This window comes from Vibrio diazotrophicus, from assembly GCF_038452265.1.
Taxonomy (GTDB): domain Bacteria; phylum Pseudomonadota; class Gammaproteobacteria; order Enterobacterales; family Vibrionaceae; genus Vibrio; species Vibrio diazotrophicus.
This window is the reverse complement of the sequence record NZ_CP151842.1, coordinates 1450436-1468084: the sequence shown is the minus strand read 5'-3', so window position 1 is coordinate 1468084 and position 17649 is coordinate 1450436. Positions and strand designations below refer to the sequence as shown.

Genomic DNA, 17649 nt, shown 5'->3' with positions numbered 1-17649 from the left:
ATTGTTCCTAATTGTGCTATATCGTTTTGAAAGCACATTAATTCAGAGGCTGTATGTATGTGTCTGACTAACCTCATAACATTGGCTTAATCGCGAAGTGTAGTATTTCCTCGTGACCAACAATTACGGGTCGTTTTTATACAATTCGCAAGTTCACACCATGGCTTAACATGACCAAACAGTTGCCCAGTTCATAAAGCTCTTTCAACTCCATCAAAGTAGAGTCAGCCTTTCCGCCCACACTTCTACGCGCAGACTCTCCGAGTAAAAGTATAACAAGCATCAAAAACAGCTCTTGACACCTCCCCAAGTTGATATGCTCTTGTATTCTTCTGATTAAATTTGGCTCGCTCACGCTCAACGAGCCCGAATAACACTAAACTCCGCAATGACCATGTGTTGCTACCTGTTCGCTACTTATACACGCATAATAAACTTCGATATTCCGATAACACTTCAGCAATCGAAGGATAATCTGACATCAACTCCCCCAACTCATGCTCAATGGCACTCACCTCTGATTGAACGACATCAAGCACCGAACTCACTTCTTTGTCATGGCGTGTCACTCGCTGTAAATTGTACCTGAGCTTACGCAAATTGATTCTCAAGTGAAGCTCAACTTTGTTGAACTGATGGCTCGCTTTTAACGTGTGATGGACATCATCCATACAAAACTCGCATACTCCATGCTCAATCTGAAACGGGACCGTTTCTTGTACATCAACCGTTGATTCAAAAGTGCATAACTTACAGGTGTAATTTAACATTCGTACCCTCCCTAAGTCTTAAACTAGCGCGCTTTTCCAACCACACCTCAGGCGAGCAAGGCTTGTAAAGAAAATACCCTTGAAGGTACGGTACACCTACCCCGGTTAATGTCTTAAACATCGCCGATGTCTCAACTCCTTCCGCAACCAGACTGATATTGTGTGACCGACCAAACTCACACAAATGAGTAATTAACTTCATGCATGCATCCAATCGCATCGCCTCATTAATCAGAGCTCTATCCAGTTTGACTTGATAGAGTGGAAGACGAAATAAGCTAGTAACAGCACTCATCCCTGATCCAAAATCGTCTATCGACAACTTAAAACCATGAGTATGGAGCACATTTAGAGTTCTATTTATCGTGGGATTTTCATCAAGCAAATATGACTCTGTCACTTCCAACACAATACGACTAGGGGACACACCAGCTTGCGTTGCAACATCAAGTACATCATCCACAAAGCTGTCTTTAAGAAGCTGATGTGCTGAAACATTTACATTGATTAGGGGCCTTGCTACATAAGTCTCATCAAACGTTGCAAGGTATTGACAAGCACGCGTTAAGACCAATATTCCTAACGCATGAATATACCCTTGCTTTTCTGCGATAGGGATAAACTCTATAGGTGAAATATGGCCCAACACAGGATGATTCCAACGAGCTAGCGCCTCAAAACTGATTATATTTCCCGATAAGGCTTCAACAATAGGTTGAAGGGCAATAGTAATCTGATGTAATTCAATAGCTTCCTCCAATGCGTCTTGTATTTCAAAATGCCTGTCGATATTACGCTGAGAATCATCGGTATAACTCACTGGAGAGTTTACCAGGCGGGTATATTCCGAAAGGTTAAAAACTTGTTCTAGCGGATTTTCTGGGTTGATAACGGGAACAGGTAAAGCTCCTATCCCAATTCGACTGGTTATAGTTACATTGCATCCTTTAACTTGGACTTGGCTTTGGAATTCCGATTCTATTTGATTCATCAGCTCTAGCACTAACGCTGCATCCAGTTTTTCATCTATTTGAACAACAAATACATCAGCGCTAATACGATAAAGCCCGTATTTCAACGAAAAGACATGATCTAATGTGGAAACTAAAGTAGAAGACAGTGCTCCAGATGCATCATTGCCAACCCTACGTTGAAACTGTTGTAATTGAGTAAGACAACACACAAAAAGCCATCCTTTTTCTTTAAAGCGAGGAAAGCTTTGCAAGAAGTAATGGCGGTTGAATAATCCTGTTTCACTATCATGATTGGCCATATGAGTCAGATACTGATTAAGGAACACCTCATCAGAGACATCCTTGTGAGAGCCAACCATGGCGAATCCACCATTATACTCTGCACGTACCCCCGTTACTTCAATCCAAAGGTAGCGACCTGACAAATTTTTCACACGATAACGCGTTTTTACGCGAGAAGTCGTATGATACTTTTGATATAACTCGACTTCCTTCACTAGTTGAGTTCGATCTTGTGGGTGAACCAATTCCAACCAGTCTTCTAATGATGGACTCTCAGAAGGGAGATTAAACTGCTGATAGAAAGTACTGTTGTAGAAATGAACAACATTATCATCGCCCATAAACCACAAACCTTCACTCGCGGTATCTAAAAGACTGAGCAGTAATTGCGGTAAAGTCTGTTTGTCCATTTTCATTTACCTATTCAAGAACCAACTATTCCATGTTGCTAGGATTAGCGCCTAGTCAATCGATGTGTTGCTTTAAGCAACTCTTGCAATAAATACCCAATATTCGCTTAATAGCTCCAACTTCTGTTTTACAACTGATAGCTTTCCGCTAGCTTCCACTTCTGTTCATATCGAAGGCGCAACTCTTCCTGCGAGGCTCCTTCATTCTGATAAAATAGGGCACCGTAGCTTTCAAGCAGTGGAAAATGATGATTGAGAATCACTTGAACGACATCAATACGCTTGAGTGTTAAGGCTGTGCAACTTTTTCCTTCCAGATCGTCTTCAATATCAAGCACATGAGAGCGGAACATGGTTGTCAAGAAACACCGTTCAAGTACTGATTGGTTAGTAATGGCCTCGCTGAACTCTCTCTGGATACCACGATAGTATTCGATGATATGAGACTCGCCACCGTTCCCATCAAGCCAAGTTAATTTATCCTCTATGGCTTTTAGTGCGGTCTGTTTGACCTCCCTAAACAAAGTGAGGGCCTTATCCTGGGTATACTCCTTCTCGAGTAACCATCCAGATAAGAAACGCGTCTCAAACCGTTCACAGAAGTTAAATAGCGGATCATTCGTTCCGTTACTATTAAATGCCTGTCTCGGGTCAAACTCATACATGTAACCAAAATCGAACAATTTAAGTTGTTGATGATGGTCAACTAACAAATTGCCAGAGCATAAGTCCCACTCGAACAATCCGTTTTGTTCACACATCATCAAAGTCGAAAACAGTTGCTGGAGTATTTCAGTCGTTAGGTTTTGGATTGGCGCACCTTCTATCCATTCAGATAAGATGATCCCTAATCGATAGTCGGCATAAACGGTATTCACAATTCCATCAAGAGAACGCTCTGCTTTTAACTTCTGAAAGTCCTGACGCCGCTGAACCTCATTAAGAAAAGAAAATTGACCATCTAAGTTTTGCACCTTTGCACTTTGACGCTTCTTCTTTAGAGTAAAGTCCTTATTGTCAAAACGAACTCTATAGACTTCCGCCGTCAAACCGCTGTCAAAAGCCTCGATAACATAAGGGGAATCAGCTGTCGTTTGTGCTAAATGCTTAGGTTCAATGGGACAGTCAATGACTCTTCCAACAATAAGATTCTGACCACTCTCTTCAAATAACTGTTGCTTTACGTGACGAGCATTCATTTGGTTTTCCTTCATGTCCTAGATAGTTGAAGCCTACAAGATGGAACTTATCCGTCTTCATCTTTGCGATAGAAAAATGAGGTGTAGGAAACCGGAGTAGGCGACATGCTATCCGATGAGTAGTTTGAGGCCTTCGTGGCTGTCTCTAAACCCTAAACGTTGATAAAAGGCGATAGCGTCAGGGCGAGATTTATCACTGGTCAACTGGACCATAATGCAGTTTGATGCCTTCGCGAGATCGAGCGCATAGTTAATCAATGTGGTTCCAACTCCCTGCCCTCTTACTGTCGCTTTCACTCTGACGCCTTCAATCAAACATCGCCATCCTCTCTTATGGGTCAAATAAGGAATGAACGTCAATTGGCACATTCCGACGATCTCATCATCAAGTTCCGCGACAATCATTTGATTTTGCGCATCACTCAATATGCTTTGAAACGCTTGCTTATATTGTTCATCTAGCGGTTGGGTAGTATCTTCTCTATCACGACCTAACGGATCGTCAGCGAGCAAGTGCACTAAACACGTCAGATCTTCTTGCTTAGCTTTACGAAAACGAACCATAGCTATCTCCCTATTGCTCTGCCTTGCCACTAAACATCACATTTCATCTATATCCAATGTTCTTGGGCACCTCAAAAGTCCGTCACACGTGGTCGTCTGAAGCTGAATGTTTGCTATAAATCAATAAATTACGCATCAATTTCTAGCGCAACCTTGATACATAATACTCAACCGCTCCATCTCCACTTGACTCAAAATCCATTTTTTATAACCTTTCGTTCAAATTTCGAAAGGAAGAGCGGTATTGTCTTTTGACGTTGTCCTTTACATGAAGTAACGACGGGAATCATCAAAACGATATATACAAAGGTTCATGTCAAGAAACTGAAACCTCAAGCTTAATCGAAATGAAACTAAACCCATATTCTGTCGCCTCTCTCTAATTTTGAACTTTATGCAAACAAATACGAATTTGATGTCATTCCGCTAAAGGCTCTCTCAGGACATGATGAGCACGACGTAACCAACACATTATAATCCCACTAGGAGAGCCAACATGAACAATCCATCAAACCCCATTGTCATCATCGGTAAAAATGCCAAAACCGGTGTTCGCGTCAACAAGCGACTCATTGAACTTGGCTTTGAGACTCGCCCAGTCTCCCGCAGCACCTCGATCTGCTTCGACTGGGAAAACCGAACAACTTGGCCTGCTGCCTTAAAAGGCGCAAAGTCAGCGTACGTGACTTATCAGCCCGATCTTGCCGTACCCAATGCAGAGAGTGATATCCGTGCGTTTGTCGAAGTGGCGAAAGCCGAAGGCGTTGAGCATGTTGTCTTACTTTCTGGGCGAGGTGAAGATGGAGCAGAAAGAGCAGAGCAAGTTCTTATCAGCAGTGGCCTTGAATGGAATGTGGTTCGCGCTTCTTGGTTTGCACAAAACTTTAGCGAAAGCTTTATGGCAGAAGGCATCTTGAACGGCCACTTAATATTACCTGCTGGAAACATACCGGAGCCCTTCATTGACACTGATGACATTGCAGAGGTAGCGGTGGCCACTCTGGTTGACCCAAGCAAGCGCAACCGCCTGTATGAAGTGACAGGTCCTGAGCTGCTGACCTTTCAGGACTGCGTTGATGAGATTTCCAAGCAGCTCAACAAAGAGATTAAATTTACCTCGGTCAGTATCGATGACTATTTAAACATCCTCAAAGAGCAAAACGTACCAGAAGATTACCAATGGCTCCTTAATGAGCTCTTCACTGTTGTCTTTGACGGACGTAACTCAAACCTTGCGCATGGTGTCGAGGAAGCCACTGGCACCAAACCAACAAGGTTCTCAGACTATGTCACCAAAACCATTGAAGGGGGTTACTGGGGATAGAGCATTCAGGACGGTTGATTCAACCATGATCATTGGGCAACCCGAGCTTGCATCGGGTTGCCCGCTATTCCCGCTATAAAACGGTAAACAGTGTTACCCGGATTTCTTAGTATAAGATGGTGACACTCCATACTTACTCTTGTATGCACGACTGAACGCGGCTTCAGATTGATAGCCAACATCAAGTGCAATATTGAGAACATGCTCATTGCCATGCAACAACCGCTCTCGCGCTAACGATAAGCGCCAATGTGTAATGTACTTCTTAGGCGTCTGACCCACGATTTTCTTAAAATAATCAATGAAGCTCGTACGAGACATACCAGATAACTCAGCTAAAGACTCAATATCGATATGTGCAGAGGGGTCTCCATGTATTTTTTTCATCGCACGAGAAAGACGCTTATCAGTATGTGCCAGTAGCCAACTCTGATGTTCATCAGAGAGTTCATTAATCCAAGTACGGATACATTGAAGGATTAATACATCCGCCAACTTCGAAACAATAAGCCCTGCGCCATAATCCTCGTTTTCAGTTTCTCTGTGTATCGATTGGACCACACTTTCGATGGTTTGGTGTGCAGGGGATTGTGACGGCACCAATATATAATCCGGCATTGATTGAATGATGGACGTCGTAACCTCGTTATCAAACAGTACCGTGCCACACAGAGTCGTCGTCAACGCACCTTCACCAGTCGTAGTTAAACGCTCATAGTGTTCGGTGATTTTTTCGATATTATTGTCAAACAGGTCATTGGCTGGTGTGTTATTGACGTCAACGATGTCATGACCGGTACCTCGTGGTAGCAAAATAAAGTCACCTGGTCCCAGCTTTACACGGGCACCATACACTGAGACGAAAGCTTCACCTTCTAGAACTAAGTGAAACATAGTGCTAGAGGGAATAGAAGGGATCTTCACCCCCCAAGGTTGCTTCAACATCGAGTAAGTATAAAAAACGCTACTCATTTTAAGTTGACTGAGCGGAGAGCTGACTTCCTCATCCTGACGCCTGTTTTGTTCAAACTTCGCCATGGCTTGTGTTCTTTTATCATCCATCAATATGTACTTCCTGCAAACGTTCAGCGACTTTCTGTCAATTAAATCATCGCTCAATTAGGTCTAATAAACAACGTTCACTGCCTGCCGCAGTTTTGTGGCTCTAGTCAGTTAATCCAATGATGTCATGAAATCTAGAAGGAGATTACACCATGATTGCATCTATGTTTGAGCGTATTGTTTTAGGGATAGCTGGGGTTACCGCCTTTACTATCGGCGGGTTTATTGCACTAGAGCCACATACTTTTTACTTAAGCTATGGCATTGCGCTCGCGGATGACCCAAGCCTACTCAGTGAGCTACGAGGACCGGGGACAAACCTCGCTGTATTGGGGGCATTGATGCTAGCCGGCCTTTTTTATCATCCCTTATCTAAGACCTCAATCGTTGCCGCAAAAATCGTTTTTTTCGCTTTTCCTGTGGGTAGAGTGATAGGGATATTTGCCGATGGTATACCGTCAGGGGGGATCTTGGCCGCGCTAGTTGTAGAAATTGCGATTGCGGTTTTACTCGTCGTGGCCTTTAGAAAGACGAAAGCGTTCACATAACGTGTTTTGTTAGCTCAATATAAGCCAAGTTCAAATAGTCAGTGACTCATCGAAAGGACCAATATCATGAACTTTAACAAAGTACTCATTGCGTACGACTCAGGATTTGGTTCAACCGAAGACATTGCGCGAGTAATAGCAACCGAGCTCTCTCGCTTAGGTGTGCAGGTAGAGTGCCAAAATGCTGAAAATGCGCGCGCGCCGCTAGATGGCGAAGCGGTAATAGTGGGAAGTCCCATCCGTTATGACAGGTGGTTACCCACCGTTAGACAGTACGTGACTCGCCATCAAACGATACTCTCACAGATTCCTGTCGCGTATTTCTATACTTGTCTTTCTCTTGTGCAAGGGACATCAAATCCAATAGATGACAAACAAGTCTACGATGACACACTTCTTAGTGTGAACACCCAAGTTAAACCGATTATGGTTGCAGGTTTTCCTGGCACATTAAAGCTAGAGGTAATGCCTTGGTACTATCGTTTTCCCCTCAAGTGGATCGCGAAAAGCAAAGGCGTGAGTGAAGGAGATTATAGAGATTGGGCAATGATTAAACGCTGGGCTCACCACTTTGTTCATTACGTTAGCCGTTCAGTAACATGACATGCACTTCGGGATCATTACTCATTAACTTGAGTTGACTCTCCCGAAGTAACGTCTGTTCAGAAGATATTTAGTCCAAATATATCTTTAATATCAAAAAGTACTCTCTGAGTTTTCTCTTTAGATAGCTGGCTTCCTTCAACCAAAATTCTGATTAGCTGTGCTTTGTCATCAAGTAATTCGGCTCTTTTCTCTCGAATAGGCCGAAGTAGCTCTTGCAAGCATTCTTCAAGGATTTTCTTTGTCGTTCCATCACCAAGTCCGCCTCGTTGGTAATGTTCCTTCAGGTGAGTGATGTAGTTTGAATCTGGGTGAAATGCATCAAGATAGGTAAAAACAACGTTTCCTTCAACACAACCAGCATCCTCTATCTTCAAGTGATTTGGGTCGGTATACATTGATTTTACGGCAGCACTGATCTCCTTCTGGGAAGCGCCAAGATTGATCGCGTTCCCCATTGATTTTGACATTTTATTCTTGCCATCTGTGCTAGGTAAACGTGATGCGTTACTAAGTAGCGGACGGCATTCTTTGAGAACCATTTTTCCTGCTAGGGTATTTATTTTCCTAACAATTTCATTCGTTTGTTCAAGCATAGGCAGTTGATCATCCCCTACAGGAACAAGAGTCGCGTTGAAAGCCGTTATGTCGGCGGCCTGAGAAATGGGATATGTCAAAAAGCCAACTGGGATTGAGCGCTCGAAGCCTTTGTTTTGAATCTCACTTTTCACCGTAGGATTTCGCTCTAACCGCGCTATTGTCACAAGGTTGCTATAATACATCGTTAGTTCAGCTAATGCGGGCAACTGCGACTGGAGACAAATTTTTGTTTTACTTGGGTCAATGCCTACCGCCAGATAATCGGCGACGACATTAAGTATGTTGGAAGATACCTTAGATGGATTGTGAGCGTTATCTGTCAAACCTTGCATGTCAGCAACAAGAATAGTCTGATCGTGAACATGCTGCAAAGCAACACGCTGCTTCAATGAACCGACATAGTGGCCAAGATGCAATGGACCAGTAGCTCTGTCACCGGTCAAGATGACTTCTGAATTATCAGAGTAGTAGTGGTTAGTGGTCATGTTTATCTCCTAGTAAATAGATCGCTACTGGAGATAATCGAACACAGTCTTAGCTACCTTCCAGCAGCTTGAGAATGTGAAAATCCTGTGCCGCTCTAGTTAGAGCGCCACCAAAAGAAAAATGATGAAGGTGTCGGGATACGTTTCATCCAAACAAACTAACAATCATTGGCTGTAAACGCAACCTCTGAATAAACCATTCGGGAGCCGTCAGCGTGAGAGTGGGCAAATGTACTCGATACAAAATGGATGTGAAAGCAGCGCAATAGAAGGTAACAACGTAGCGAGCATCACCGTCCCTGAAGGCTGTGAAGCCATCACAGAAAAGTAATACCACCAAAGACGGTGAAAGGACAATGGGGAGCCTGATTGCTCCCCATTCTTTTTTTGCTTCTATACACAAGCTGTAAAATCAATAGTCCGGCCTTCTAAACTCATTTTTGTCGGATAGGCGACACCTGTTTCCAGATGCCGCCCTCCTGAGAACCATACGTGCAACTTTCACTGCATACGGCTCAAGCCTCCACTAAGGAGTTAGTGTTACCCAGCAATTCACAAAGCTGTTGTAACAAGTTCAAACCATGAGTTACTACCTGTATTTGTCACCTTACGTTCATTGAGAAAACCTTCCCCAAAAGGTTCGAACGAGTTCGCTTGACTGATGATTTTCACATGCAGCTTAATTGGCACTTGAGCGATTTGAAACAATATGATCACGCCATACTTTCCAGCCTTTTTAAACCAGCCATGGCATAACCATTGCCCTTGATAGTTTAGAAAGTAATGTGGGATAAATATAGCGTCAAAAATTAGCTATTGACGCTATAGTTTCTTGTTAGCAATGCGCTACAGCATTGTACGGTTACAATAAGTAGCCCTTTCAAAGTCACTTATGTTCATAGCGATGTTGGGAACATTCGGAAACAAGGCAACAAGCTTTGACACTACTTGTTGCGATAGTATCGACTTTTGTTCTGTAGTTCTTCCTTGCATGATAGATGCAAACACATGAATAAACTCCTCTCGCTTATTACCTACTGAGTACTTTTGAAAAGAGTTTATCCTGACCTTGATATCATTCGCATCAAACAACCCTGTAGCATGAGCTACCAAAAAAATTTGCTCGATAATAAACTCCTCATCATGAGACTTTAAAATACCTTCTGAACAATCCATTACAAAATGTGGCATTAATCCTCCTCACTATGATTGTATTGCTAACGCCGCGTTAATTAAGTAGTGAGCTACGCTACCACGAAACCTAACCATACCTCCGTAAACACTGAACCTAACGATGGAATGGGAAATGCTGTGCGTTGGGAATCTGTCTTAAACGCTTGTTATGCGTATTCTTCCAATCGTACCAGATTGAGACTTTCACTCGCTGTTGGAGCCTCAAAATACTGGGTCACATGATGAAATACAGCCTCTGTGTCAAACATAGCTCTTTCTGGCTTTTCAACTCGGCGCTTAGCTATTTGAGACAAACATTGTTCATCTGTTAAGTCCAAAAAAAATAGTTCATGTTTGCAGTTCACTTCAAGACAAATTGATATAAACCAAGATCTTTGCTTCACGGTATTAGCTGGAAAATCCATTACGACATCAACACCAGCATTAAGGAGACTTTTAACATGATTTTTAACGAAAGGCTTGATTAGACTTGAGTACTTAAGGTAGTCGTCAAAATTGTTAAGTTGGGAAGGATAATGAGCAGATAACCAGTCATCTTCTGAAATCAGCACAGCATTGTGTTCATTTGCAACAACTTCAGATCGAGTTGACTTACCCGCTCCCATCTTTCCACAAAAGAAAAAAAGTTTACCCTGGATTACCATTGCCAAACCTTAGTAATAGTGACTAATAACGGCTTTAAAAACCGAACTAATAAAATAATACTCGTGACTACACGTAGCAATAAGAGGCATTTCCATAACAGTCAGTCCCTTAGAATTACCTTACGAAAGTCATGAATATACGATCATAATTTACACACTCACAACTAACTTAACTTCCATTTCCAAACTTAGATATCATGCGTTTTAGCTCTCCATTCATCTCTGTCAATTTACAAGTTTCATTAGTTAATTCCGAGCTTGACTTTTTAACTTTCATCAACATATTCTCAATACCATTGACCTGCTCTTCAATATCAAATGCTAGAATCTCTTGCCTTTGACTAGCCAGAGCTGTTTTACTACTTGCTGCTTTTATTTTCGCTACGAGACCAGCAATGTTTAATAGACTATTTTGAACATTTTCCTCGTTATTAAGACTGTTTTTACTTTTGCCATTTGTAGTATTCATCGACTAATGGAAAGGGCTACAAATACTACTAGGTAACCTTATTTAAGATGGTAAGATAATCGTTATTGTACGCAATAGCACTATCAATACTAATGATAGAACCAGCTACAACATTAAACTCTATATACAACCGTGATCTACTCCCAGCATATTTGTTTGGTGGACGTCACTTTGAACATGAACCTATATATCTCATGTCCGTCAATTCTCCTCATTCGAAGACACTCTTTTCTAGCCATACTTGCGGTGAGCAGGGCCGATACAAGTAGTACCCCTGAAGATACGATATGCCAACCTCTGTTAGCCTTTTAAACATTTCCGACGTCTCTACCCCCTCCGCGACAAGTGTTATGTTGTATGTATTCCCAAATTCGTACAAATGGGCAATGAGTTTTAAACAGGCTTCACGCCTCATCGCTTCGTTAATCAATACCTTATCTAGTTTGACTTGATACAACGGAAGTCTGAATAAACTAGTAATCGCACTCATCCCTGAGCCAAAATCATCGAGTGATAGCTTAAAACCATGAGTGTGAAGTACATCGAGCGCTTTTGTGATCGTCGGATTTTCATCAAGCAGATAAGACTCGGTCACCTCGAGCACTATACGGGTTGAATCAATACCAAAGTGCGCGACAACCTTACAAACATCATCGACAAAGCTCGCCCTAAGCAATTGATGCGCTGACACATTCACATTGACTAAAGGTCTCGCATGGTGTTTCGCATCGAACATCACCAAATATTGACAAGCTTGCTCAAAAATCAACATACCCAATGCGTGTATGTGCCCCAATCGCTCTGCAATCGGAATAAACTCTGAGGGCGGAATCGAACCCAATTCAGGGTGTTCCCACCGAGCTAGCGCTTCAAAACTTATCAGCTCTCCTGTCGCGGCTTCTACAATAGGTTGCAGCGCTATCGTAATTTGGTGCTTATTAACAGCTGATTCTAAAGCATCATGAATTACAAAGTACCTATCTATACTGCGCTGTGACTCCCCCATGTAGGTAATAGGCGAAGTGATAGCCCGGGAGTACTCAGATAAGTCAAATATTTGCTGTAAAGGAGCAGTGACGCTTAAAGCACAAACTGGAATCGCACCAAGACCTAGTCTACTTGAAAGTATTGAGTCATTTTCGCCGACTTGGTGAAATACGGATTCAATTTTGTACAACAGCGAAAGGGACTCCTCTGAATTAATAGCTTGCTCCATCGTGACAACAAACACATCCGCGCTAATTCGATACAAACCGTACTTCATTTGCAAAACATCATCCAATGTTGATACTAGAGCCGAAGAAAGATACCCAATTGCTTCATATCCAACTTGTCGTTGCAGCTGTTGCAGTTGCGCCAGACAACATACCAGAATCCAAGTTTTCTCACTAAGACTTGGAAATTTTTCCAGAAACTTGTGTCGGTTAAACAAACCAGTTTCGCTGTCATGAGTAGCCATATGAGTAAGGTACTGATTCAGCAGTACCTCTTCAGATACGTTTTTATGTACCCCCACTATGGCGAGTCCACCTTGGTACTCTACTCTCACACCAGTCGCTTCAATCCAGAGGTAACGTCCAGATACATTTTTTACTCGATACCGCGTGGTCACTCGTGCAAACAACAGTGCTTGTCGATGACTGTCTACTTCTTGCAATAATTTTTCTCTATCTTCAGGGTGAACCAACCTTAACCAATCATCTAAAGTTGAATCTTCCATTGATAGAGGGAACTGTTGGTAGAATGAGTGGTTGTAAAACTGAACCACATTGTCATCACTCATAAACCAAAACCCTTCACCTGCAGTATCAAAAAGGCTGAGCAATACCTTTGGTAAAGCCTGCTTATTCATATCATTCCCTATATTGCAAACTGTATTCCTTCACGCCTCTAAGTAATATTCTCTACAATTCAAGTCAACCAAGATCAGCACTGCTTACTAACTAATAGAAAGGAGATACAGTCGTGTTAACGCGCCAAAAAACTGTTTTGAATCCACTTATCTATAGATTTCTTGCTGATGACGAGAATAAGCAGCTACGAGAACTTAAGATAAATTTAAACATGAGGTTCAATTATTCGCCCCTTGGGGTGTCAATATATAGAGAGTCCCTAAACATTTAACTCTCTATATTTAAACGAATCTAACAGTAAAAAATTCATATTATCTATTTTAATATATCATCACATACTGTTAGCTCTCTTAACACTGATGAACTTGTTAGGTATTTTTTCATTTCAACCAATGTACTTGGCTGTAAGTCACGAAATAACTCATCAGTCTCAGCCCAGCGCTCTCTATCTGGCCATTGGGCGTAAGCTACGTATGTATTCGCGACTCCAGTTGTATGCAACCTTGAACCAAAGCTTCCTCTCATTTGGTATACGTATTCCGTATGCTCTATCCAAGCTTCTCTGAATTTTTTATCCGTACCTTCGTTGATTACGAATTCATACAACACAGTAAACATGTTTACTCCCAATATACTTTTTGATTCAAAGGAGAAATCTAAAATTTTACAGTTTGATTGAGCAGTACAGGAGCTTCATTTGTAAAGTCGATCCAAGGGTTTCCATTTAACGTTCCTGGCCAACTTATACTCGGCTCTTCATATCGCATGATAAACTGTTCTGGACCATGCGCATGAGCGACTACAAGACCATAATCGGCATCGAAAAAGCCACCGTGTGATACAAGCCCAGGGTAAGAAATTCGCCAAGCTTTGCTATCCATATCAACGTAGCCGAGGGTTAACTTACCAACAACACCATCATCAAGAACAAAAAACCAAGTCCAATGTCCCCCTGAAATAATTGTCATAACTTCATCAATACCCTCACCTTTCTCTGAACTATTTACATGAAGCTTCCCAAATTTATGCTGGAGATAATATTTAATGTCTTCTGACATTGACATCATGTCGTAAACTTTTGGGTAAGGGGCTACATCTGGTTCTGACGTAGACAAATAACCGCCTCTATGAACAGCGGGTTTCCTACCAGCCAATTCAATTTGTTCAAGTAATTGAGCTCGATTCAGTGAAAACACTTGAATTAGAAGTTTTTTTTCATCTGCATTGAGTGCTGTTGCCTTAGACTTTTCGATAATAGGTTGTACTTTTTTGGGGATACTCAATTGTGTAACTTTGACACCAACGCGCTCTAAGAAACTATTTACATTTTTTACTCCTTGAACAGACGGTCTTCCATCACTAAAAGATAGTTCCAGCATACCTTTTGTTTCCGGCGAGCTTGCTAAAGAATGAGTTGAGAAAATAACTAACGACAATGAAATAAGGATCTTTCTAAATAACATAATCAGCCTCCAATTTAATTTACACTTATATATTAATTCATCACCTCCAAAAATATAATGACACTTTAGTAAACTATCAATTCACTACCTTTATATTGAAGCTAGAGAAAAATTAAATTAATAATAATTTAGTGAATTTTTACTTTTAGAGACTAACTATGCTTACACAAATATTTACAACCGCTTTAGCGCCAATTATTTGGGGCACTACATACTATTTAACCACAGAGTTCCTCCCACCAAACCAACCCTTTTTAGCATCGGCTATTAGGTGCTTACCTGCAGGGTTAGTACTACTCTTTTTCTTTCGAGAAAAAGTCGATACCGTAACGAAGAAAAGGTTATTTATACTTTCAATCTTGAATATTACCTTGTTCCAGAGTATGCTTTTTATCTCAGCTTATACTCTACCTGGCGGTGTCGCATCCCTAATTACCTCTCTACAGCCGGCAATAATAATATTTCTTGCATTTATATTTAAAGGCGAAACTCTCGAGAGCAGAAAAAAGTTTATGCTTGTAACTGCGTTTATAGGAATGTGTTGTATTTTTTTAACACCTCAAACACAACTAAATACTATCGGAGTTTTAGCAGCCTTTATAGGTGCATTATCTATGTCATTTGGTACATTTTTCTCAAGAGAGTGGTCTACTAAAATTAACATTTTTGCATTTACAGGCTATCAATTGACATTTGGAGGTATTGTTTTACTCTTTATTTCCCCTTTCTTTGATATATACCCAGACACCGTTGAATTAAAAAATATATATGGATATGGATATTTAGTAGTATTTGGGGCAATTATCTCTTATTCACTATGGTTTAATGGAATTAAAAACCTACCTTTAGGAATTGTCACTCCATTAGGTTTTTTGAGTCCAATTACGGCAATTACTCTCGGTTGGTTGGCGTTAGACCAGTCTATGAGTTTAGTTCAAGGCTTTGGTATGCTATTAGTATTAGTATCGCTTTATGGACTGGTATTATCAGGTAAAAAGAAATCAAGATAAACGTTCAACCAGAAAATCAATAAAACTTCTAACTAATTTTGATTTAGCTCTACTACTCGGATAAACAGCATACAAATAATGTTCCTCCGGGGACCAATCTGGAAGTATCTCTATTAATCGACCATCTTTTAGCATTGATTTAACATAGATATCTGGAGTTAGTATAATACCTTTACCGAGCTGGCAAGCTTTTACTAATGCTAAACTGTTGTTAACCATATAGTGTGAATTTTCCAGCTCAACTTCTTCCGTTTCATAGCCCCGACTAAATTTCCATTTGTTAACCGTAGCCAAGCTATATATTAAGCATTGGTGGCTCTTGACATCCAATGGGCTCAATATCGGAGCATGACTTTGAATATATTTGGGGGAGGCACATAAAACACGTTTCAACTTAAATAGCTTTCTCGACCTAAGTGTGGAGTCAGTTAGTGTACCACTACCTCTTATTGCAACGTCTGCTCCTTGAGCGATTAGGTCTTGCTGTTGATCATCCATGATAACCTCGATCGCGACCGATGGATAAAGCTCAGAGAACTCACATATAAGTTCATTCAACAGAACTAGACTTAAAGATAAAGGAGCGCCGATTTTTAACTTTCCTACAATGTGATCTCGATTAAAAAAAAGCGACTGTTCAGCATTTGAGATCGTGTCCAAAGCCAAGCAGACTTCTTTGTAGTACTCTAAGCCAGCCTCCGTAACAAACAGTTTTCTAGTCGTACGATTTATCAGTGGAGTATCTAGAAATACCTCTAACTCATTCATATTTTTCGTCACTGCTGCTTTCGAAAGCTTTAAGTCGCTAGCAGCTGCTTGAAAGCTACCAAGTTCAACTATGCGCCTAAAAACAGTAAGAGCTCTAACTTTATCCATACCCCCTCCTAAGCCATCTAATACTTATATACCAAGAGCTCTCCTTTACCTACATTTATAGTGAAAGAAAGTAGCCTTGTATCTTCTTCCACCCATGCAAGTGAATAGCTTGAACTCCTCCTCATGAGATATAGCATTATCACACACCAATAACCCACCACACCTCAAACTCGCTATCAAACGATCGTAGTAATCTGGATACTCCAGTCTATTAGCGTCCAGAAATATCATGTCGAACATTTAATTATTGGACTTTAGATAGTTTTGAGCAGTACAGACAACAACAGTTACTTTATCCTCAAACCCAACGTTATTTACATTAGACATTGACTCTTTGGCCTTGTTAGACTGCTTTTCGGTCGTTATTAATTTACCTTCCTCAGGTAATTTTTTACCAACCACACTGTAGATACCCGTCAGATGTACCAACTTCTAAAACTTTACTTGGTTTGATAATACAAACCATCATATCGAGAAAGGATCCGGTATCTTTAGTTATATTAAGATATTTATTTTCCTTAACAGTTTCATTGTAGTCATTAACTAAACCTTTACGATCCATAATCTCCATATAATTATAGAAGTTCATAGCACCCCCAAGTCAGATAATATTTTTGTTAATACAGGTAATTTAGTGGTCGACCGGATGACATGTTTATTATTTACAACTAATGTCGGGATAGACTTCACACCGTAATTAAATGCCATTAAAGCATCTTTACTTAGTTCGTTATTTACTTGCTCAGAGTCCATCAATTCAATGAAACTTCGCTCATCATAGTTTTGACTATTAATAGCTTCTTTTATAACATTAATATCACTTACGTTCTTAGAATCTTGAAGGTGAAATTTTTGTAAGATATCAAACATATCCCAATGAGCACTTTGTCCACCTAATATTTCGGCGGTCTTAGTGGCTTTCGCAGCCAACATACCATTAGGATAATTGAAATTTGATTCACGCATACCATCAATATTAAACCTTTCTGGCTTTCCTTCAAATGCCATGCAAGATTCCCAATGTTGTAGTACTAGTTCTTTTGCAGCCTCTAACGAACCCCACCTTGCGATCATTTCTTGATCATTTTTTTGCAAAATAAAATTCCTATGAGTGACTTCTATATTATATTTTAGGTTCAACTCTCTTAGAATTGGAGACTGTATATAACACCACCCACACACTACATCATGGAAGAATTCAATTTTCATTTATATTACCTCTCAAATTAAAACTAAAACACTATATAACAGAAATTTGTATTTATTTATGAATTGACAGTTAACTAACAGTGAACAATCTATTTGTTATGATTTAGAAG

General features: G+C 40.7%; 22 protein-coding genes. 4 read left to right on the top strand and 18 right to left on the bottom strand.

Annotated features, from left to right (window positions below; all coding sequences use genetic code 11):
- Window positions 1-136 precede the first annotated feature (136 nt).
- The 5 genes from AAGA51_RS06705 to AAGA51_RS06685 form a co-directional block, all read right to left on the bottom strand.
- The gene (locus AAGA51_RS06705; protein WP_156102070.1) at window positions 137-283 is read right to left on the bottom strand and encodes a hypothetical protein; all 147 of its coding nucleotides are present in this window, start codon (window positions 281-283) and stop codon (window positions 137-139) included.
- A 130-nt stretch (window positions 284-413) separates the two neighbouring features.
- The gene (locus AAGA51_RS06700) at window positions 414-770 is read right to left on the bottom strand and encodes a hypothetical protein (protein WP_042488564.1); all 357 of its coding nucleotides are present in this window, start codon (window positions 768-770) and stop codon (window positions 414-416) included.
- Window positions 751-2436, bottom strand: a complete 1686-nt coding sequence (locus AAGA51_RS06695; protein ID WP_042488567.1) for a bifunctional diguanylate cyclase/phosphodiesterase — start codon at window positions 2434-2436, stop codon at window positions 751-753. The genes AAGA51_RS06700 and AAGA51_RS06695 overlap by 20 nt, the downstream gene beginning before the upstream one ends.
- 128 nt (window positions 2437-2564) lie before the next feature.
- Window positions 2565-3635, bottom strand: coding sequence for an AarF/UbiB family protein (locus tag AAGA51_RS06690; protein ID WP_010438861.1), 1071 nt, complete (start codon window positions 3633-3635; stop codon window positions 2565-2567).
- A 108-nt stretch (window positions 3636-3743) separates the two neighbouring features.
- Window positions 3744-4199: a GNAT family N-acetyltransferase gene (locus AAGA51_RS06685; protein ID WP_042488574.1), complete on the bottom strand. Its 456-nt coding sequence runs from the start codon at window positions 4197-4199 to the stop codon at window positions 3744-3746.
- A 496-nt stretch (window positions 4200-4695) separates the two neighbouring features.
- Between AAGA51_RS06685 and AAGA51_RS06680 the strand changes: the two genes are divergently transcribed.
- Window positions 4696-5523: an NmrA family NAD(P)-binding protein gene (locus AAGA51_RS06680; RefSeq protein WP_042488577.1), complete on the top strand. Its 828-nt coding sequence runs from the start codon at window positions 4696-4698 to the stop codon at window positions 5521-5523.
- A gap of 93 nt (window positions 5524-5616) precedes the next feature.
- Here AAGA51_RS06680 and AAGA51_RS06675 read toward each other — a convergent pair whose 3' ends face one another.
- Window positions 5617-6585 carry an AraC family transcriptional regulator gene (locus AAGA51_RS06675; protein ID WP_010438853.1) on the bottom strand — a complete coding sequence of 323 codons (969 nt, stop codon included), beginning with the start codon at window positions 6583-6585 and terminating at the stop codon, window positions 5617-5619.
- Window positions 6586-6737: 152 nt separating this feature from the next.
- On the opposite strand from AAGA51_RS06675, the gene AAGA51_RS06670 reads away from it, so the two are divergent.
- A complete protein-coding gene (locus AAGA51_RS06670) occupies window positions 6738-7133 on the top strand; it encodes a DUF4345 domain-containing protein (protein ID WP_010438850.1) in 396 nt (131 codons plus the stop codon).
- 66 nt (window positions 7134-7199) lie between these two features.
- A complete protein-coding gene (locus AAGA51_RS06665; RefSeq protein WP_052404626.1) occupies window positions 7200-7736 on the top strand; it encodes a flavodoxin domain-containing protein in 537 nt (178 codons plus the stop codon).
- 59 nt (window positions 7737-7795) lie between these two features.
- On the opposite strand, the gene trpS is transcribed toward AAGA51_RS06665, so the two are convergent.
- The 8 genes from trpS to AAGA51_RS06625 form a co-directional block, all read right to left on the bottom strand.
- Window positions 7796-8821 carry a tryptophan--tRNA ligase gene (trpS, locus tag AAGA51_RS06660; protein ID WP_042488580.1) on the bottom strand — a complete coding sequence of 342 codons (1026 nt, stop codon included), beginning with the start codon at window positions 8819-8821 and terminating at the stop codon, window positions 7796-7798.
- Between the two features lie 552 nt (window positions 8822-9373).
- Entirely contained in the window at window positions 9374-9538 is a 165-nt protein-coding gene (locus tag AAGA51_RS06655; protein ID WP_255209405.1) for a hypothetical protein, read from the bottom strand.
- 129 nt (window positions 9539-9667) lie between these two features.
- On the bottom strand, window positions 9668-10012 hold the full coding sequence (locus AAGA51_RS06650) for a 5-carboxymethyl-2-hydroxymuconate Delta-isomerase (RefSeq protein ID WP_042488582.1): 345 nt from the start codon (window positions 10010-10012) through the stop codon (window positions 9668-9670).
- Between the two features lie 149 nt (window positions 10013-10161).
- Entirely contained in the window at window positions 10162-10659 is a 498-nt protein-coding gene (locus tag AAGA51_RS06645) for an AAA family ATPase (RefSeq protein WP_042488585.1), read from the bottom strand.
- A gap of 169 nt (window positions 10660-10828) precedes the next feature.
- Window positions 10829-11128 carry a hypothetical protein gene (locus tag AAGA51_RS06640; protein WP_042488587.1) on the bottom strand — a complete coding sequence of 100 codons (300 nt, stop codon included), beginning with the start codon at window positions 11126-11128 and terminating at the stop codon, window positions 10829-10831.
- Between the two features lie 211 nt (window positions 11129-11339).
- Window positions 11340-12980, bottom strand: a complete 1641-nt coding sequence (locus AAGA51_RS06635) for a GGDEF domain-containing phosphodiesterase (protein WP_042488591.1) — start codon at window positions 12978-12980, stop codon at window positions 11340-11342.
- Window positions 12981-13296: 316 nt separating this feature from the next.
- Window positions 13297-13599, bottom strand: coding sequence for an antibiotic biosynthesis monooxygenase family protein (locus AAGA51_RS06630; RefSeq protein WP_042488595.1), 303 nt, complete (start codon window positions 13597-13599; stop codon window positions 13297-13299).
- Window positions 13600-13637: 38 nt separating this feature from the next.
- A complete protein-coding gene (locus tag AAGA51_RS06625; RefSeq protein ID WP_052404627.1) occupies window positions 13638-14444 on the bottom strand; it encodes a hypothetical protein in 807 nt (268 codons plus the stop codon).
- A 158-nt stretch (window positions 14445-14602) separates the two neighbouring features.
- Between AAGA51_RS06625 and AAGA51_RS06620 the strand changes: the two genes are divergently transcribed.
- The gene (locus tag AAGA51_RS06620) at window positions 14603-15454 is read left to right on the top strand and encodes a DMT family transporter (RefSeq protein WP_042488603.1); all 852 of its coding nucleotides are present in this window, start codon (window positions 14603-14605) and stop codon (window positions 15452-15454) included.
- Here the strand turns inward: AAGA51_RS06620 and AAGA51_RS06615 are convergent.
- From AAGA51_RS06615 to AAGA51_RS06600, 4 genes are all read right to left on the bottom strand, one after another.
- Complete coding sequence (locus AAGA51_RS06615) at window positions 15446-16330, bottom strand: LysR family transcriptional regulator (protein WP_042488606.1); 885 nt, start codon at window positions 16328-16330, stop codon at window positions 15446-15448. The two genes, AAGA51_RS06620 and AAGA51_RS06615, sit on opposite strands and share 9 nt — an antisense overlap.
- A 45-nt stretch (window positions 16331-16375) precedes the next feature.
- Window positions 16376-16561 (bottom strand): hypothetical protein, encoded by a 186-nt coding sequence (locus AAGA51_RS06610; RefSeq protein WP_342291569.1) that lies wholly within the window; start codon window positions 16559-16561, stop codon window positions 16376-16378.
- A gap of 160 nt (window positions 16562-16721) precedes the next feature.
- The gene (locus tag AAGA51_RS06605) at window positions 16722-16892 is read right to left on the bottom strand and encodes a hypothetical protein (RefSeq protein WP_156102071.1); all 171 of its coding nucleotides are present in this window, start codon (window positions 16890-16892) and stop codon (window positions 16722-16724) included.
- A 23-nt stretch (window positions 16893-16915) separates the two neighbouring features.
- The gene (locus AAGA51_RS06600) at window positions 16916-17539 is read right to left on the bottom strand and encodes a DsbA family oxidoreductase (RefSeq protein ID WP_042488608.1); all 624 of its coding nucleotides are present in this window, start codon (window positions 17537-17539) and stop codon (window positions 16916-16918) included.
- Window positions 17540-17649 lie beyond the last annotated feature (110 nt).

Excerpts from the sequence above, each read along its gene's own strand:
- AAGA51_RS06685 (WP_042488574.1), bottom strand. The coding sequence starts at position 4,199 with ATGGTTCGTTTTCGTAAAGCTAAGCAAGAAGATCTGACGTGTTTAGTG.
- AAGA51_RS06700 (WP_042488564.1), bottom strand. The coding sequence starts at position 770 with ATGTTAAATTACACCTGTAAGTTATGCACTTTTGAATCAACGGTTGAT.
- AAGA51_RS06680 (WP_042488577.1), top strand. The coding sequence starts at position 4,696 with ATGAACAATCCATCAAACCCCATTGTCATCATCGGTAAAAATGCCAAA.
- AAGA51_RS06695 (WP_042488567.1), bottom strand. The coding sequence starts at position 2,436 with ATGGACAAACAGACTTTACCGCAATTACTGCTCAGTCTTTTAGATACC.
- AAGA51_RS06675 (WP_010438853.1), bottom strand. The coding sequence starts at position 6,585 with ATGGATGATAAAAGAACACAAGCCATGGCGAAGTTTGAACAAAACAGG.
- AAGA51_RS06630 (WP_042488595.1), bottom strand. The coding sequence starts at position 13,599 with ATGTTTACTGTGTTGTATGAATTCGTAATCAACGAAGGTACGGATAAA.
- AAGA51_RS06635 (WP_042488591.1), bottom strand. The coding sequence starts at position 12,980 with ATGAATAAGCAGGCTTTACCAAAGGTATTGCTCAGCCTTTTTGATACT.
- AAGA51_RS06705 (WP_156102070.1), bottom strand. The coding sequence starts at position 283 with ATGCTTGTTATACTTTTACTCGGAGAGTCTGCGCGTAGAAGTGTGGGC.
- AAGA51_RS06620 (WP_042488603.1), top strand. The coding sequence starts at position 14,603 with ATGCTTACACAAATATTTACAACCGCTTTAGCGCCAATTATTTGGGGC.
- AAGA51_RS06645 (WP_042488585.1), bottom strand. The coding sequence starts at position 10,659 with ATGGTAATCCAGGGTAAACTTTTTTTCTTTTGTGGAAAGATGGGAGCG.
- AAGA51_RS06610 (WP_342291569.1), bottom strand. The coding sequence starts at position 16,561 with ATGATATTTCTGGACGCTAATAGACTGGAGTATCCAGATTACTACGAT.
- trpS (WP_042488580.1), bottom strand. The coding sequence starts at position 8,821 with ATGACCACTAACCACTACTACTCTGATAATTCAGAAGTCATCTTGACC.
- AAGA51_RS06605 (WP_156102071.1), bottom strand. The coding sequence starts at position 16,892 with ATGGATCGTAAAGGTTTAGTTAATGACTACAATGAAACTGTTAAGGAA.
- AAGA51_RS06625 (WP_052404627.1), bottom strand. The coding sequence starts at position 14,444 with ATGTTATTTAGAAAGATCCTTATTTCATTGTCGTTAGTTATTTTCTCA.
- AAGA51_RS06650 (WP_042488582.1), bottom strand. The coding sequence starts at position 10,012 with ATGCCACATTTTGTAATGGATTGTTCAGAAGGTATTTTAAAGTCTCAT.
- AAGA51_RS06670 (WP_010438850.1), top strand. The coding sequence starts at position 6,738 with ATGATTGCATCTATGTTTGAGCGTATTGTTTTAGGGATAGCTGGGGTT.
- AAGA51_RS06615 (WP_042488606.1), bottom strand. The coding sequence starts at position 16,330 with ATGGATAAAGTTAGAGCTCTTACTGTTTTTAGGCGCATAGTTGAACTT.
- AAGA51_RS06600 (WP_042488608.1), bottom strand. The coding sequence starts at position 17,539 with ATGAAAATTGAATTCTTCCATGATGTAGTGTGTGGGTGGTGTTATATA.
- AAGA51_RS06640 (WP_042488587.1), bottom strand. The coding sequence starts at position 11,128 with ATGAATACTACAAATGGCAAAAGTAAAAACAGTCTTAATAACGAGGAA.
- AAGA51_RS06690 (WP_010438861.1), bottom strand. The coding sequence starts at position 3,635 with ATGAATGCTCGTCACGTAAAGCAACAGTTATTTGAAGAGAGTGGTCAG.
- AAGA51_RS06665 (WP_052404626.1), top strand. The coding sequence starts at position 7,200 with ATGAACTTTAACAAAGTACTCATTGCGTACGACTCAGGATTTGGTTCA.